The 15,659-nt window shown below is 45.9% G+C and carries 11 protein-coding genes and 2 pseudogenes; 2 read left to right on the forward strand and 11 right to left on the reverse strand.

The genetic code is table 11. The features are described 5' to 3' along the window. The 11 genes and pseudogenes from AB4263_RS01210 to AB4263_RS01260 form a co-directional block, all read right to left on the reverse strand. Positions 1–131 (reverse strand): annotated as a pseudogene (locus AB4263_RS01210) (transposase); the annotation flags it as partial. Then, a pseudogene (locus tag AB4263_RS01215) lies at positions 131–772 on the reverse strand (YegS/Rv2252/BmrU family lipid kinase); the annotation flags it as partial. The pseudogenes AB4263_RS01215 and AB4263_RS01210, both read right to left, overlap by 1 nt. A 19-nt stretch (positions 773–791) precedes the next feature. Beyond that, entirely contained in the window at positions 792–1,697 is a 906-nt protein-coding gene (locus tag AB4263_RS01220) for a LysR family transcriptional regulator (RefSeq protein ID WP_017059228.1), read from the reverse strand. Between the two features lie 78 nt (positions 1,698–1,775). Beyond that, a complete protein-coding gene (locus AB4263_RS01225) occupies positions 1,776–3,158 on the reverse strand; it encodes a BatD family protein (RefSeq protein ID WP_372097239.1) in 1,383 nt (460 codons plus the stop codon). Further along, complete coding sequence (locus AB4263_RS01230) at positions 3,155–4,867, reverse strand: VWA domain-containing protein (RefSeq protein ID WP_372097241.1); 1,713 nt, start codon at positions 4,865–4,867, stop codon at positions 3,155–3,157. Before AB4263_RS01230 ends, AB4263_RS01225 begins: the two co-directional genes overlap by 4 nt. Further along, a complete protein-coding gene (locus AB4263_RS01235) occupies positions 4,860–5,939 on the reverse strand; it encodes a VWA domain-containing protein (protein ID WP_372097242.1) in 1,080 nt (359 codons plus the stop codon). The genes AB4263_RS01230 and AB4263_RS01235 overlap by 8 nt, the downstream gene beginning before the upstream one ends. After that, positions 5,932–6,474 (reverse strand): DUF4381 domain-containing protein, encoded by a 543-nt coding sequence (locus AB4263_RS01240; RefSeq protein ID WP_108207586.1) that lies wholly within the window; start codon positions 6,472–6,474, stop codon positions 5,932–5,934. The genes AB4263_RS01235 and AB4263_RS01240 overlap by 8 nt, the downstream gene beginning before the upstream one ends. Further along, entirely contained in the window at positions 6,475–7,437 is a 963-nt protein-coding gene (locus tag AB4263_RS01245) for a DUF58 domain-containing protein (protein WP_372097244.1), read from the reverse strand. A gap of 12 nt (positions 7,438–7,449) precedes the next feature. Beyond that, positions 7,450–8,433, reverse strand: coding sequence for an AAA family ATPase (locus AB4263_RS01250; protein WP_372097246.1), 984 nt, complete (start codon positions 8,431–8,433; stop codon positions 7,450–7,452). Between the two features lie 130 nt (positions 8,434–8,563). Further along, positions 8,564–10,972: a tetratricopeptide repeat protein gene (locus tag AB4263_RS01255; protein WP_372097248.1), complete on the reverse strand. Its 2,409-nt coding sequence runs from the start codon at positions 10,970–10,972 to the stop codon at positions 8,564–8,566. Between the two features lie 192 nt (positions 10,973–11,164). Beyond that, positions 11,165–12,712, reverse strand: coding sequence for an arylsulfatase (locus tag AB4263_RS01260; protein ID WP_017060009.1), 1,548 nt, complete (start codon positions 12,710–12,712; stop codon positions 11,165–11,167). 346 nt (positions 12,713–13,058) lie between these two features. Between AB4263_RS01260 and AB4263_RS01265 the strand changes: the two genes are divergently transcribed. Beyond that, positions 13,059–14,621, forward strand: coding sequence for an arylsulfatase (locus AB4263_RS01265; RefSeq protein WP_017064704.1), 1,563 nt, complete (start codon positions 13,059–13,061; stop codon positions 14,619–14,621). A 293-nt stretch (positions 14,622–14,914) separates the two neighbouring features. Next, the gene (locus AB4263_RS01270; protein ID WP_136979510.1) at positions 14,915–15,577 is read left to right on the forward strand and encodes a DUF2057 family protein; all 663 of its coding nucleotides are present in this window, start codon (positions 14,915–14,917) and stop codon (positions 15,575–15,577) included. The last annotated feature ends 82 nt before the right edge of the window (positions 15,578–15,659 follow it).

Here is a 15,659-nt window from a genome sequence, read left to right on the forward strand (position 1 = left end):
TGAACCACCACTTGTTGAAGTAGGTGCTCTTTCAAGGCGACATACAGCGGGGCGAACTTCTCACTGACTTGGATAACCCACCTTGCCATGGTGGCGCGTGATAGCTCGATACCCGACTGGGTAAACAGCGATCATCAATCAATGCATTGGGTGCTAACTCTTGTCCTCCACCCGCTAAGCGACCATTACAAAAAGCACCCACAAGGATCTCGCCGGTAAAGCTGCCTTTGTCTATGGGCAACGTGCCACTGTAGGGCTTAAAGCCAAGTGCTTTCACCACACCTGTTAGTGTATACGCACCGCCACCGAGAAAATCTTTAAGCTCGACTGGCGTTTCAGCTGTGACTTCAGCACCAAAACCCGCCGCAGCGACATTCATAAAATAGCGGTCATTCGCACGCACGCTATCCACCGCAAACGCCTTGCCTTCCAGCGCTAGTTCAAAAGCACCCGAAATATCGTTAGGTATTCCCGTTGCGGTAGCAAAATCATTCGCAGTGCCCATTGGGACAAGCGCCAGTTGTGGTCTTTCACTGGCACGGAACAGGTTGAGCGCGTTAACGGCTTCATTCACCGTTCCATCGCCACCGACAACAATCAGACGCTTAACACCATCGCATATTGCCTCGCTTACCAAACGAAACATGTCCGACGATTCCCAAGTCACTCTAACTTGCAGGTCAATATCATTGTCCCTCGCCGCAAAGATGGCTTGCCTTAATTCCGGGATATTGGCTTTCTTTCCGTTTAAAATCACGCGAATGCTGTCCATGGCTATGTCCTTGTATAGGCTAACTTGATAACTCTTTTGCTGCCGCTTTGATCTTAGCTCGTAACCACTTATGGCTTGGTTCATTAGTACGGCTTGGATGCCAAATCATACACATATCGAGGTCTTCCAACTCGAAGGGTAATGGCAGTGTTTTTACCGCGTACTTTTCAGCAAAACAATGCACTGATGAAATAGGCATTACTCCGATGTACTCAGAGCCTTCGATAACAGGAAGCATCTCTACAACGCCCGCTGCGCGATACACGATTCTACGTTTCTCAAGGTCACTATAGTGCTCAGAGCTTAATAAGCTTTTGCGCGCATGCCACCTAGAGACCACCACATGCTCGAGTGCTAAGAACTGTTCCATATCGATGGTATCGCCAACCGTAGGATGATCACTACTACACACCACCACCAGCTCTTCTGTAGAAATCACCTCGTGCTTAAGCATGGTTCTTCCTTTAGGCGTCATATCAACAATCACGTCGTGTCTTTGCAGCCTTAAATCAGACTCATAGTCTTCGGTAAACAGAGGATGAACCTCTAACGCGATACCTGGTGCGACTTGGCTGATTAACCGCATGACTTTTGGCATCATTTCGTAGCTCGCCGCCGAGACGCAGGCAATGGAAAACACGCGGCCTGAGGTTTTAGGATCGAAGTCTCTTGATGCGGATAAGGTAGAAGTAAAGTTTTTAAGTGCAGCGGCCATTGCAGGATAGATATCAATAGCGAATGTGGTTGGCTCTACGCCTGATGTGGTGCGATGAAACAGTGGCTCATCATAGATATCTCTCAACCTTGCAAGTGCTTTACTCACTGCTGGTTGGCTTATATCCATGCGATTAGCAGCTCTAGATAAGTTCTGCTCTTCATAGATAGCAACAAATATAGGAATTAGATTTAGTTCGGTACTTTTCATACAGTTCCATATTAAAGAAGCAGGTTCCCCATAGTAGAGAACCTGCCGATTATGTTCGATGCGAATAACTAAAGTTTGCTACTTAGTTCTATCTTTTAAGTTTGGCAAGGCTTTAGGGATTTTCAAGCGAGCGGCAATTGAACGAGATTGACTCTGGCTTGATTTCTCGTTGGGCAAGTTACGTAACCCTTTCCATAAACGAGTGAATACGTTTTTATCTTCACATCCTTGTTGAAGGGCTTCGCTATCCTCTAGCCAACGCTTTTGCCCATTTGATTTACCATTTTTCGCTTTATCATGTTGCGCTTTATTCAGTTCTAACTGAGAGGTTTCGTTTCGCAATTGACGGTAGATAAAGGTTCTTAATGCAGCCCAATTACCTTGCTTGAGTAAACGACGTAGTACCAACCAACCTGGTGTTGGGCGGTTCGCAGAATAACGTTTAACCGAAACAAAGCACGCCACACTGAACAACAGTGCCAGACCAACGCTAATAAACACTGACATGTAAGCCTTGATGAAAGATTGGACTGTGTGTTTGGCTTCAAACAGATTCCCTTTTATCACCACGGTTTCAAGGCGTTGATTTTTGCTGTCCCACCACTGAAATGAAAACTCTGGCAGCGTAAATTCACCGCCCTGCTGAATAACATAAACCGTCTCCTCAATTCGACTGGAACGGTAGTTACCACGATCTTGAGTATCATCTAAACGATTAGGTTGCGGGTAAGCTTGGTACTGCTGGGTCGATTCATTGTTCAACACATCTGGCAGCAACACAGAAAAGCTGTCTTTTGCCTTAATCGTGATAGTTCGAGTAATAGCATCGCCAACTTTTAGCTCTTCACTTGAGCGTTGCCATTGCTGCTCTATATCTACTTCTGTCGCAGAAAACCAAGGCGTTTCATTATCGAGTAAACCTGAAGGCAACGAAGCTTCAAACTTAATCGGCTGCGTGTAAAGCGTACCGCCCACGTTTGAACCATCAGGAGCAGAAACTTGGATACGAACCGGCACGGTTGGAATGACAAACTCGCCAGAAGTCATCGGATAAAGTGTCACTTCCCATCGTTGACGCGACCATGTAGTGCCATTGACCCGTTCCGTGTAATTAGTCGCGAGTTGGTTACGTTGCTTAGCGATCACGTTAGGGATTTCGATACTGCCGATTCGAGTCCCTCCTGTTAACCAGCGCGGAGTCGCCACCTCAATATTTAGAATTACCTGCTCATTAACGCTCACTTTAGTCGGCGTTATCTTATCGCCTGACTTTGGCTTTTCCCCTACCCAAGCGATAAGCTCAACGTCACCACTTTTTTGGAGATCGAAGATATCGGCAGCAGAAGCAACAAAAGGAGAAAACCAACTCAATATAAGAGTCATCGACAGTAACCACTTATGGGTTCTGAATCGCACTCTCTTTGATTGAATGGCTTCAAGAGCTAAATGATATCGACTCATTGGGTTTGCTCCTGTTTTGACGCTTGTTCGATGGAAGGTGCAGGGTCTCTTAATTGAATTTGGAACTTGGACTTTAAGAAGAACTTAGGGTCCGCTTCGACTCGTTTTAACCACTTATCGGCAAGCTCTTGGCTACCCAAAATTTCATTGGCATTAAGTGTTTCCTTCAACATAACTTCGGCTACCGTTTGTTCTTCTGCGCCGTCCCCCGTGCGTGGCTGGTCATCAGCTAATTCTATGGACTCCTCAAGCCCATCAGATACCGAAGAAGATGCTTGGCTTTCACTGGTGCGATTAACCTCTTCAACAATGCCGCTTAGAACCGCCAAATTGTTTTCTATATCGGCTTTCAGTTCTGGTGACAGATCGGGCTTTTCACTCAGTGATTTGAGTAGATCGCGAGCAGCAAGGTACTCTCGCTGTCGAGCTAAAGCACTGGCTGCGCTATACAAACCATAATCGGTCTTGGTTTGCAAAAAGGCACTGTGAGCTAACTTAAAATCACGAGCATAGTAATAAGCTGCGCCCTTTCTCATGGGATCCTTAAAGTGCTTTGCCGCTTCAAGGTATTCCTTTTGATTCAATAAACGTTGCCCTTGTTGATCAGGCGTTAGCCATAAATCCCACCACCATTGGGCAGTTTTATCCCAAACCGTAAGGGACTCTTCAACTATGGGTTTATCCGCGGTTAAGCTCACCGTTTTCGCCAAGGTATACGGAGAATACACACTGCCTGTAATCAAAACGCCAACCACACACCATTGAACCAACCACCCTTTTCTAAACCACAACAGCATGATGATTGCCATTGGAATCAGCAGACCGTATCCCATGTCTTTCCAAGGCATTGAAGACTCACCGTTCAGTTGCATGTTTCTTTCAACCGCTTTGTTGAGTTGTTGGATGTCGGAGTTATCAACGGTCACTTCGATCAGCCTTCCGCCCGTCTTGCTCGCTAAGCTACGCAATGAATCGAGGTCTACAGGGCTGTCACTCACCACATTGCTATTTCCTGCCGCTAGAATGAGCAGTTGATACGGATTGTCGTTAAAGAAGGTTTCGAACGCCCTGATGGTACTTGGGTTCACACCATCTGATACCAGCAACACTGACGAACCTAACTCACCCGATAATTGTTGATTGATGAGTGGCAACGCCTCTTCCGCTGACTTACCGGATACAGGCATGATGTCAGGAGTGATAGCTGCCAGAAACGGTTCAAATACCTTGCTGTCTTGGGTCACTGGCATCGCCACGTGTGCGCTGCCTGCATAAACCACTAAGCCCGTATTACCGCCTTTGCGAGCTGCCAATAAGTCTCTAATTTTCTGCTTAGATCGTTCCAAGCGACTTGGAGGCAAATCTTTAGCAAGCATAGATTCACTATTATCAAGCACAACCAACATCGACGCTTTGTCTTCACCAAAAGGCGAAGCCTCACGCTGCCATGTTGGGCCAGAACAGATAATGATGGCGATAGTCACAATTACCACCAATAGCTTCAACGGCAGTTGCTTGCGCCAGCCTGTTTCGCCAATCGTCAATGCATCACGTAAATGTGTAGGTAAAATGTCTTTCCACGTTGGTTTGGTCTCTTCTCTCCAACGAACCCATAACAGGAAGAACATCGGAATAAAGGCCAACAACCACAAAGGTCGGATAAAATGAAACTGGGTAAAAAACTGTTGTATCGTGAGAGAATCAGGCATCACTCTCTCCTTTCAAATTCTTAGCCGAAGAAGCGAGCAGCGATCTTCGGCGTATCGTTGCTAAGCTGAATGCGGTCAAATACATCACTACAACAATCGCCATCAAATAGTGGTGCAGCCCCTGTTTAGGGCGATAAGTGGTACTTTCATATAACTGAGGTTCAAGCTCACCAATCTGAGCATAGGCTTTGGTCAGTTCGTCGCGGTTAAGTGCTTCAAAGGCTTCGCCACCTGACTCTTGAGCGACACGCTTGATGGTTTCCATATCCAGAGCAACCTCTCCAACGGTTTGCGGATCGCCCATCGCAATAACGTGAATTCGAACGCCTTTAGCCTTGGCGACTTTTGCGGCATCGATAGGCTCAACAAAACTTCCTGTATCATTACCGTCTGTTAATACGATCACGACTTTCTCTTTTTCGTTGGTGTCGACGTTTGAATCTTGAACGGCAGCACTTTGCTTTTCACTTTGTTCAAACACCTTGATCGCCAAGCCAATTGCATCGCCCAAGTGCGTACTTTGCCCTGCCATCGCGACATCGGTTTGATTAAGCAGTTCAAGCCATACATCTTGGTCCGCGGTAAATGGCGTTTGTACAAACGCTGCATCACCAAACAAGATCAAACCGAGTCGGTCACCTTTTCTGGTTTTCGCAAAATCAGCCAGCACCTCTTTGGTCGCATCTAAACGAGAGATTTTATCGCCTTGTTTAGAAGTGAAATCTTGCTCCGCCATTGAGCCAGACAAATCGACCAGCACCATCACATCACGACCCAATTGTTCGCGAACCTGTGGCTCACCAAGAATGGTTGGTTTCGCTAACGCACACACGACCAATACCCAAGTAATAATGAGCGTGGTTCGTTGCCACCAGCTTGGAGTTAACTGGCTTGCACCTTCTGACGGTGCTTCCCCAATCGCTTCTACCAATTCTCGAAAAAATGGCACCTTAATCGCCATTTGCTTAGTTCGATAAGCTGGCACCGCAAAGTAGACCAACAACGGTAAAGGCAGCGCAATAAACCACAGCGGATGCGCAAATTCAAAACTGGCAGATAAAACATCAAACATTGTCTTGCCCCTCAACCGTTACCTGTACATTCGGCTTGTGAAGTTTTAGCCACATCATCGCGGTTTGAATTACCTCTAAACGCTGTTCAAAGCTCAAACGCACATTAGGGTCAATTAGGCTTTGCATCCATAATTCCGAAACTTCATCGGCAAAGAACGCATTGCTGTTTTCACTTGTGTTAGCGCTAACAGGCAGATAAGCGTTCAGACGGTTGACATAGGCTTTTCCAAACAGCTTTGCATTACTGCTGTCTAGGTAACGAAGTACCACTTTGAGGACTTTAAAGGTTCGTTCAGTTGAGTTCTTGTCTCTTGCATCCAGTACCATGAGTTCTTGAAGCGCTTCTTTGCGATAACGGTTATTCCACCATTTCTGCGCCAAACGATAAGCCAGATAGATAGCGACCAATAACAGAATAACGCCAAGGATCTTCCAGCCGATCGTTTGAGGAGCCCAGCTCACACTGTCAGGAATCGCTACATCGTGCAGTTCGCGGAGGATATAGGTACTTGGAGGAGTATGTTCAACAGCCATTTAGCGCCCTCCCACTAGCTTCTGCAGCTGTGATATGTGATTGCCCGACGTGTCTAATTCTATATAAGGGAGGTTTTTCATCGCCATCAATTTAGCAAGGGACTGTTTCTGAAGTGCCGCTTTCTGAGCAAGACTTTCACTCGCGAGGTTTACCTTAGATTGACTATCCAGATTAAGTTGAAAGCGACCATCACCCACCACCCAGTTTGCGCTTGCAAGATATTGAGGCAATGACTGTTCTAATGGGTCGGTGACCATAATGGCCAAGATATCGTTGTGTTGCTGTAACTGTTTTAGTCGATCGAGATGTTGTTCTCGGCAGTCTCGCCAGTCACTAATGAATATCAAGGTTGATTGCTTGAGTCTCATTCGCTTGATCAGTTCAATCCACTGGCTAAAACCAACACCCTCGCTGTCACTCACACTCACGTCTAAGCTTTGATTAGCCTTGGTAAGATGCTTTAACTGAGCCAATAAATCAGACTGTGAACGCTGCGCTTTGGTATGAAAGAGCTTTTGGTGCGACGCCAAAACGAAGCCGACACGATCACCATCTTTAAGCACTCGCCATCCACACAGTGCAGCCACTTCGGCAGCCACAACGGATTTCATGGTGTTTTGAGAAGCAAAAAACATCGAACTGCGCTGATCGACACAGATCATTACATTTCGGTCTTTCTCTTCGGTATAGCTACGAACATGCGGCTTACCCGTTCGCATCGTAACTTTCCAATCGAGATTACGGATATCATCACCCAATTGGTAATGACGTAATTCTTCGAAGTTCAAACCACGACCACGGAACAAAGAGTTATGTCTGCCCGAAAGTACGCTGCCCGCTTTTAAATGAGGTAACAGTGAAAACGACTCAGCTTGAGCCTGAATTCGCACTAACCTTGAATAATCACAATACAGTCGTGGATCGAGGCCTTGCGATTTGGGAGCTTGTGTTGGCTTCGCCATGACGCCCCCTAGTTATCCAATCTCAACATTATCGAGCAGTTCTTCAACCACTCTTTGATGGTCAACACCATCGGCCAATGCGTCGTAAGACAACGAGAATCGGTGACCTAATACGGTTGGTAACATGGCACGCACATCGTCCAACGTGACATGGTCACGTCCTTGCAACCATGCATAAGCGCGAGCACATTTATCCAACGCGATCGAAGTACGCGGACTTGAACCAATCTCAATCCATTTAGACAAGTTTGATTCTGGGTAACGCTCTGGCTTACGAGTTGCCATCACCAAGGCCACAATGTAGTTCTCAACTAAATCAGAAACAGCAATGTCTGGAAGTTGGCGCCGAGCTTCAAGTACCAACTCAGGTTCAATATGTTGTGGCGTGACTAATTCTGAACTGGTCTCGCTACCGAGTTCCTCACTGCGCACAAGTCGAATGATGTCGCGTTCAGCTTCATCTTCTGGATAGTCGACTGTCACTTTCATAATGAAACGGTCCATTTGTGCTTCAGGCAGTGGATACGTACCTTCTTGCTCAACTGGGTTTTGTGTGGCTAGCACCATGAACAAATCTGGCAGGATGTGAGTTTGACCACCCACCGTAATCGTCCCTTCCGCCATCGCTTCAAGCAGAGCAGCCTGTACTTTTGCAGGCGCACGGTTCACTTCATCGGCTAATACAATGCTGTTGAAAATAGGACCCGGTTGGAAATGCAACTGAGGCTTTCCATCAAGCTCTTGATACACCTCCGTGCCCGTCACATCAGATGGCAGCAGGTCTGGCGTAAATTGAATTCGACCAAAACTGGTGTTCAGTAGATTCGCCAGCGATTTTACTGAGCGAGTTTTCGCTGTACCGGGAAGTCCCTCTAAAAGCACATGGCCATTAGTCAATAACCCTATCACCAGAGCCCGAACGACGTGGCTCTGACCGATAACACTTTTCTCTGTTTGTTCAATCAGTTGGTTTATTGCTTGTTGCGCATGGTTCATAGGTCTTCCCTTAATTCAATCTGGCTGCGTACATCCTACTCACAAGCTCCATAACTATTAGTTATAAACGCGATAATTGGTTACAAGCGGAATAAGCAGCAAGCTCGATAGCCAAGCTCACCTCATCGCTTTATTTAAACCTAGCTTTCAATTGGTTAATGGCTTCCGGCGGTGCCACTTTGCTCAATGATGAAATACATTGCTCAAACGCCTTTGGTACGCCCGGTATATGACTGTTTCGCGCCAACACTTCACACTGGGCATACAGGTGCTGTGGGTTGCGGCTAAATTGGTAAGCCTTATGCAGTGATTGACTTGCCGCAAGCACATCAGATTTCTCCAAAGCCAATCCGTACACATACCAATATTGTGGGTCGGTTTGTGCAGTTTCAGCAGCTTGTTTAAGGTACTCCGTTGCTTGTTCGTAATCTTTCACACGAAGCAGAGATAATCCCGTGCTGTATGGTAATACACTCGATTTCGGCTGAGCTTCAATACCTTGCTTCAAGGTCGATAACGCTTTTGCTTCGTTACCTTGCGCTCGATACAAATCCGCCAAGTTGGCGTAGCTGTTTTCGAAGTAAGGCTCAATCTCGATAGCACCTTGATAGAACTCAATCGCTTTATCGTGCTGACCTAAATCTCGGTAAACGTTGCCTAGGTTAGTACGTCCAAATCCTCTATCGGCATTAAATTGCTGTATTTCAATGTACTCTTCCAATGCAGGCTTGATTTGGTCTTTCTGCAGAGGATTCATTTCTCCCCAATAACGTACCAATGCACCTGCGGTTTCTGAACGAATCGACAATACAGGGTCTTTCAGTAGCGGCTCTAGAATTTGCCAACGGTCAGTGAATAGGAAACCAGACGAGCCTTGCACAACGCCCAAACGAATCATTTCATCATCATGTTTCACCGCTCTTGCTAGCGAGATAAGCGTATTCTTACCCGTATTACCGCCCAAACGTTCTAAGCTCGATGCACGAATGATATTGCTTAAGCTAGAGTCCTGAGCCGAGTATGCCAACGCATCCTCTGCACCTCTGTGCCCTATCGAGTCAGCATAAAAGGCAACGGCAAAGTGCTGCTGATTACGATACTTAGAATCTGGGAACCACTCACCGATTTGCTTATCTGCCCACTGGTCGGTTTGATCTGCATGACAGCTAGTGCACACGTTCGGCGTTTTAATGTGTTGGCTAATATCAGGACGTGGGATATGCCAACTGTGGTCACGCCTTGGGTCGACCTCCATGTAAGTCGTCTCTGGCATGTGACAAGTCGTGCATTGTGAAGCTTCAGTATTCGCTTCGTGGAATGTGTGCTTTTCAGGCGTGTATTCTGATGCAATATGACATTGGCTACACACGGCTTCTTCCGCAATTTTCAGTTCTGCAGTATGTGGATCGTGACAGTTAGTACATGTGACGCCTTTTTCAGCCATCACGGATTGAAGGAAAGATCCGTAAACGTAATCTTCATCGTAGATTTGACCATCGTTGTGGTAAAGCTCTGGGGTAATCAAGCTCAAGCGATACTTATCAAAGAAAGACCCGTTAACGTGATCACCCGTTTCATTTAACTGAGTACGACGGCTGTGGCATTGAGCACAGGTTTGAACTTGATTGGTATGGATGATGTCTTTTGGTTGCAGGGTTGAATTACCCTCTTGATAGATCCACTCTTTGACCGACTTCGACAAGTCGCGGTCAAAACCATAATGCGCCGAGACTGGAGCATCCTTTCCACCGTTAGCTTTTGCTAGCTGAGCCTTTTCAACGTGCTCACTCGCAGGGCCATGACACGCTTCACAACCGACATTAATCTCAGACCAAGTAGTGTTGTAGGTATTACTCGCGCTGTCGTAGTTTTTCTCTAGGTTCGTTGAATGGCAATCAGCACACATGAAGTTCCAGTTTTGACCGCTATTGGTCCAGTAGAATTCATCGGTGTTGGTGGTATCAGGATAGAGGTGAAACCAGCGTTGACCGCCTTCGCCCTCAGTGCGAGAATCCCAAGCGAAAGGAATCAACTGTACACGGCCGTCTTCAAATTCAACCATGTATTGTTGTAGTGGTTCAAAGGCAAAGGTATAGCTGATTTTGTAATCTTTAAAGTGGCCGTCTTGCCCTTCAATATTGACCCAGAACTCTTCGCCCTTGCGGAAAAATCGGTTGGGTTTACCGTCATGAGTGAATGTTTGATCGTTGAAATCGCCTAATACAGATTCGTCTGTAGCGTGCTTCATCGCCATATCATGATGAGAGCCCTCCCACGCTGCGACTTCTTCACTATGACAATCAACACATGCTTCCGAACCGACATAGCTGGCTTTAGAACCGATAGGTAAAGCGTCAGAGCTAACGGGTGACGCTACAGAGTTGGCCTTTGAAATATCAGAGTTGATATTAGGATCTTGCTCGTTGGCATAGGCGTTCAGACTGAACAGCGACAACATCAGTGAAGACAAGATTGCGGATAATACTGCGACTCGCTGGTGTTTCAATCCGTTTACCAGTGAGCACAACCATGCAGACATAACATTCCTTGTTTTTATACATCCTTATGCTTAATAAGGTAGACGTAAAAACAACGAATTTACAATTATTTAGTGGCAATGAGCTCGATTGTTGTGATTCGTATTCACGACCGGGATTTACTCATCGATATGCGCATAAAAAAAGAGCTCCTAAGAGCTCTTCAATCTGTTCAGTTTCACTCAAACAATCACTTACTTGTTATGAGATTCCTGCAGTTTTTCCATTACCTGATCCAAGCTAAAGCTCGCAGCTTTTTGACGTGGCGGATATTCAGCAAAGGTTTCTAGGAACTTGCCCACATACGCTTGTGCTGGAACGAACATATAAGCATGGTCTAACAACCAGTCGTAATATGTGTTCGATGTAATGTCTGCGTTTTCGTATGGGTCCATACGCAGGTTAAACAGCTTAGGAAGACGTAACGTCACGAACGGTTCAGCCCAAATTTGCATGGTACCCGTTGCACGCTGCTCCATGAACACCGCTTTCCATTGGTTGTAACGAAGCGCCGCTAAATCACCATCATCGGTAAAGTAGAAGATCTCCGAACGACGGCCTTTCTCTTCTTCACCCGTTAGGTAAGGAAGAAAGTTGTAACCATCTAAGTGAACCTTAAACGTTTTATCACCGGCAGTATGACCTTTGAGTAGTTTCTCTTTGATTTGGTCATCACCAGCGGCGGCAACGAAGGTTGGCATCCAGTCCATATGGTGCATGATTTCGTTAGATACGGTTCCTGGTTCAATCTTACCAGGCCAACGAACCATTGCTGGTACACGGTATGCGCCTTCCCAGTTGGTGTTTTTCTCACCACGGAACGGGGTTGTACCCGCATCAGGCCAAGAGTTCATGTGAGGGCCGTTATCCGTTGAGTAGAAAACAATCGTGTTGTCTTTGATACCCAACTCATCCACTTGCTTCAATAGTTGCCCAACGTGTCGATCGTGCTCAACCATACCATCAGCGTAGTTACCGACACCGGTTACGCCTTTACTGTCGGCTTTCACGTGCGTTCTAAAGTGCATACGTGTCGCGTTCCACCACACGAAGAATGGTTTGTCCGCTTTCACTGCGCGATCCATAAAATCAAGTGCCGCGTCTAGTGTTTCTTCATCAACCGTTTCCATACGCTTACGCGTTAGTGGACCGGTATCTTCAATCTTGCCATCAGCGAATGACTTAATGACACCACGAGGGCCAAATTTCTTACGAAACTCAGGATCGGTTGGGTAATCTTCATTCTCTGGTTCTTCTTCAGCATTTAGGTGGTAAAGGTTGCCAAAAAATTCGTCAAACCCGTGTGCTGTTGGAAGGAATTCATCTTTATCGCCAAGGTGGTTTTTACCAAATTGACCTGTCATGTAACCCATAGGTTTCAGCATTTCTGCGATTGTCGCGTCTTCTGCTTGTAAGCCAATGTCTGCGCCCGGCAAACCTACTTTACTCAAACCCGTTCGTAATACACTTTGTCCCGTGATAAAGGTAGAGCGACCCGCAGTACAAGATTGCTCTGCGTAATAGTCCGTAAACATCATCCCTTCTTTCGCGATGCTATCAATATTCGGGGTTTTGTAACCCATGAGACCGAAGGTGTATGCACTCACATTGGATTGACCAATATCGTCCCCCCAAATAACCAATATATTTGGCTTTTCAGCCGCAAAAGTGGCGCTGGACGCGGCCATCATCGCTGTACCCAAAATCGCTAATCGACGTTTAGCGCCATATTTCGCTGTCATAGAAATCTCTTCGTAAGTTATTTGCATCCTGCCCTACAACGTATAGTCCATTTTTTACACATGCGCGAGATTCCCTAAGCTATTAATCTTTTTGTCATTTTTATTGAGATACGGATACAGAAATCATCGATAAGGTTTACGCCAACAAACATGATAAGGATCACACATACAAACTAAGGCTTTATTCTACGTACCCACTGGAGCTGATATTAATCAATAGGTTACCTAAGCATCATAACGATTGGTTATAAGCACTATAAAAGGACGTAACGGAATTTTGAGAATAACATTTGCTCATCGATGCGTTGTTCTAACGCATTAATCTTAAAAGTGAATCGGAGTCCTTATGGGTACTAAAATTAATAAACTAGCATTAGGTGTTGGCTTATTAGCAGCTTCTTCAGCGGCAACAGCAGCAGAAAAACCAAACATTCTTGCTATCTGGGGTGATGACATTGGTGTATTCAACATCAGTGCATACAACAACGGTATGATGGGTTACGAAACACCTAACATCGACCGTATTGCTAACGAAGGCGCACTATTTACTGACCACTACGGTCAACAATCGTGTACTGCTGGTCGTGCTGCATTCCTAACAGGTCAAGAACCTTTCCGTACTGGTCTATTGACTATCGGCATGCCAGGTTCGGACCACGGTATCCCTGATTGGGCTCCAACGATCGCAGACCTTCTTAAAGAACAAGGCTACATGACAGCTCAGTTCGGTAAGAACCACATGGGTGACCAAGACAAACACCTTCCAACGAACCACGGTTTTGACCAGTTCTTCGGTAACCTGTACCACCTAAACGCCGAAGAAGAGCCAGAAACATATTACTACCCTAAAGACCCAGAGTTCCGTAAGAACTACGGCCCTCGTGGTGTAATCAAGTCTACTGCTGACGGTAAGATTGAAGATACTGGCCCAATGACGCGTAAGCGTATGGAGCATGCGGATGAAGAGTTCCTAGAAGAATCTCTAGCATTCATGGAAAAAGCGGTAAAAGCTGACAAACCATTCTTCATCTGGCACAACACCACTCGTATGCACGTGTGGACTCGCCTACAAGAGAAATACCAAGGTAAGTCAGGTATCAGTATTTATGCTGATGGTATGTTAGAGCATGATGACCATGTTGGTGTGCTTCTAGACAAGCTGGATGAACTAAAAATCGCTGACAACACTATCGTAATTTACTCTACCGATAACGGTGCTGAAACGGTTTCTTGGCCTGATGGCGGCGCAACTTACTTCCACGGTGAGAAAGGTACAACTTACGAAGGTGGTATGCGTGTGCCTCAGCTAGTTCGCTGGCCTGGGACTATCAAACCTGGAACTAAAATCAACGATATCATGGGCCACCAAGACTGGATTCCTACTCTACTAGCAGCCGCTGGTGATGATAAAGTGGTTGAGAAGCTAGCATCTGACAAAGGTGCAACTTACAACGGTAAAAACTGGCGCGTACACCTAGATGGTTACAACTTCCTGCCTTACTTCCAAGGTAAAGAAGAGAAAGGCCCTCGTGACAGCATGCTTTACTTCTCTGCTAACGCTGAGCTAAACGCAGTACGTTGGAATGACTTCAAGATTTCGTTTGCTGTGATGGATGGTAACATTGTGGATGCAGTTCGTTTCCAACCAAACTGGCCTCAAGTTGTTCACCTACGTGCTGACCCATTCGAGAAAGCACCGCACGAGTCTGGTATGTACCTACGCTGGATGGCAGACAACATGTGGTTATTCGTTCCAGTAGGAAATCAGGTTCAAGAGTTTATGACGACGCTACCAGATTACCCTATGCAGAATAGCCAAGTACTGAACCCAGGTAACTTCAACCAGAATGCTTACATGCTTCAAGGTAAACTTAAGCAACTAGAAGCAGCCGCAGCACAAGCTAAATAAGCTACTCTAGATTAAAAATGTAATAACGAAGCCGTGGTGACTGAATGCAGTGACCGCGGCTTTTTAGTATCCAATACAAATAACATAAGACGCGAACCGCCAACTAGTACAATTCACACCCAACCTACCCTCTCATTTTTCAAAAATAAAAACTCACACTAGTCAATGTGAACCTTAATATATGACCGTTGCGTTAAGATTTCGCAAATTTTTTCAAATCCTTATGACATGACTTGAATTGGAGTTCTTACCATGCGATTGTAGTTCAACTGCCCATAAACAACTGTATGATTATGAAAACATTAAAATCCATCGCGCTGCTTTCCACAATTATCGCAGCGCCACAAGTGTTAGCTGACGTAACAATTGAAGTTCCTTCTAGCGCAGATGCTTTAGTCGAAGTCTTAGCTGTTAATGAGGCTAAACCTGATCTCGACGGTGGTTTCTTCTCTTCGAGCAAAACGATCACCGTTCCAGATGGCGTAAACCAAATCGTTTTCAAATATCAACTGGCTTTCAGCCAAGGTAACGACCGAGAGTTTGTCGATAGCGATACCATTATTGCTACTTTTGATGCGACAGACACAGCATTGACGTTTGACATGCCTAAGTTCCGTAACACCAACGAAGCGAAAAAAGGCCTTCAAAACTTAGATTGGAAACTGGTTGATGAAAACCAAAATGCAATCAGTGTTAAGCAAGACAAACTTATCAAAGATGGCATGCAGATTGGTCGTAAGTACCCGCAAGAAGCGAAGGAGTACAACCAGAAAGGCGGCATCGCAGCACTTACAGTAGGTGCTAGCGCGGGCGCAGCAGTTGTAGCACAACCCGTAACGCTTCCAGCAAAGATTGACGGAAATGCGGCGAATACAGCTGAAGAAATGTTGTATTTCTGGTACGAAAAAGCGGATGCTGAAACGAAGCAGAAATTCAAAGACTACGTGAACAAGTAGCTCAATGGTCTTAATTTAAAAACGAAAGAAGCTGGCGCACTGCCAACTTCTTTTTTGTCTTCATCTAGATGATTTAGGCTTA

Origin of the sequence: Vibrio sp. 10N.261.55.C5 (assembly GCF_041470505.1) — a bacterium.
Lineage (GTDB): Bacteria > Pseudomonadota > Gammaproteobacteria > Enterobacterales > Vibrionaceae > Vibrio > Vibrio crassostreae_C.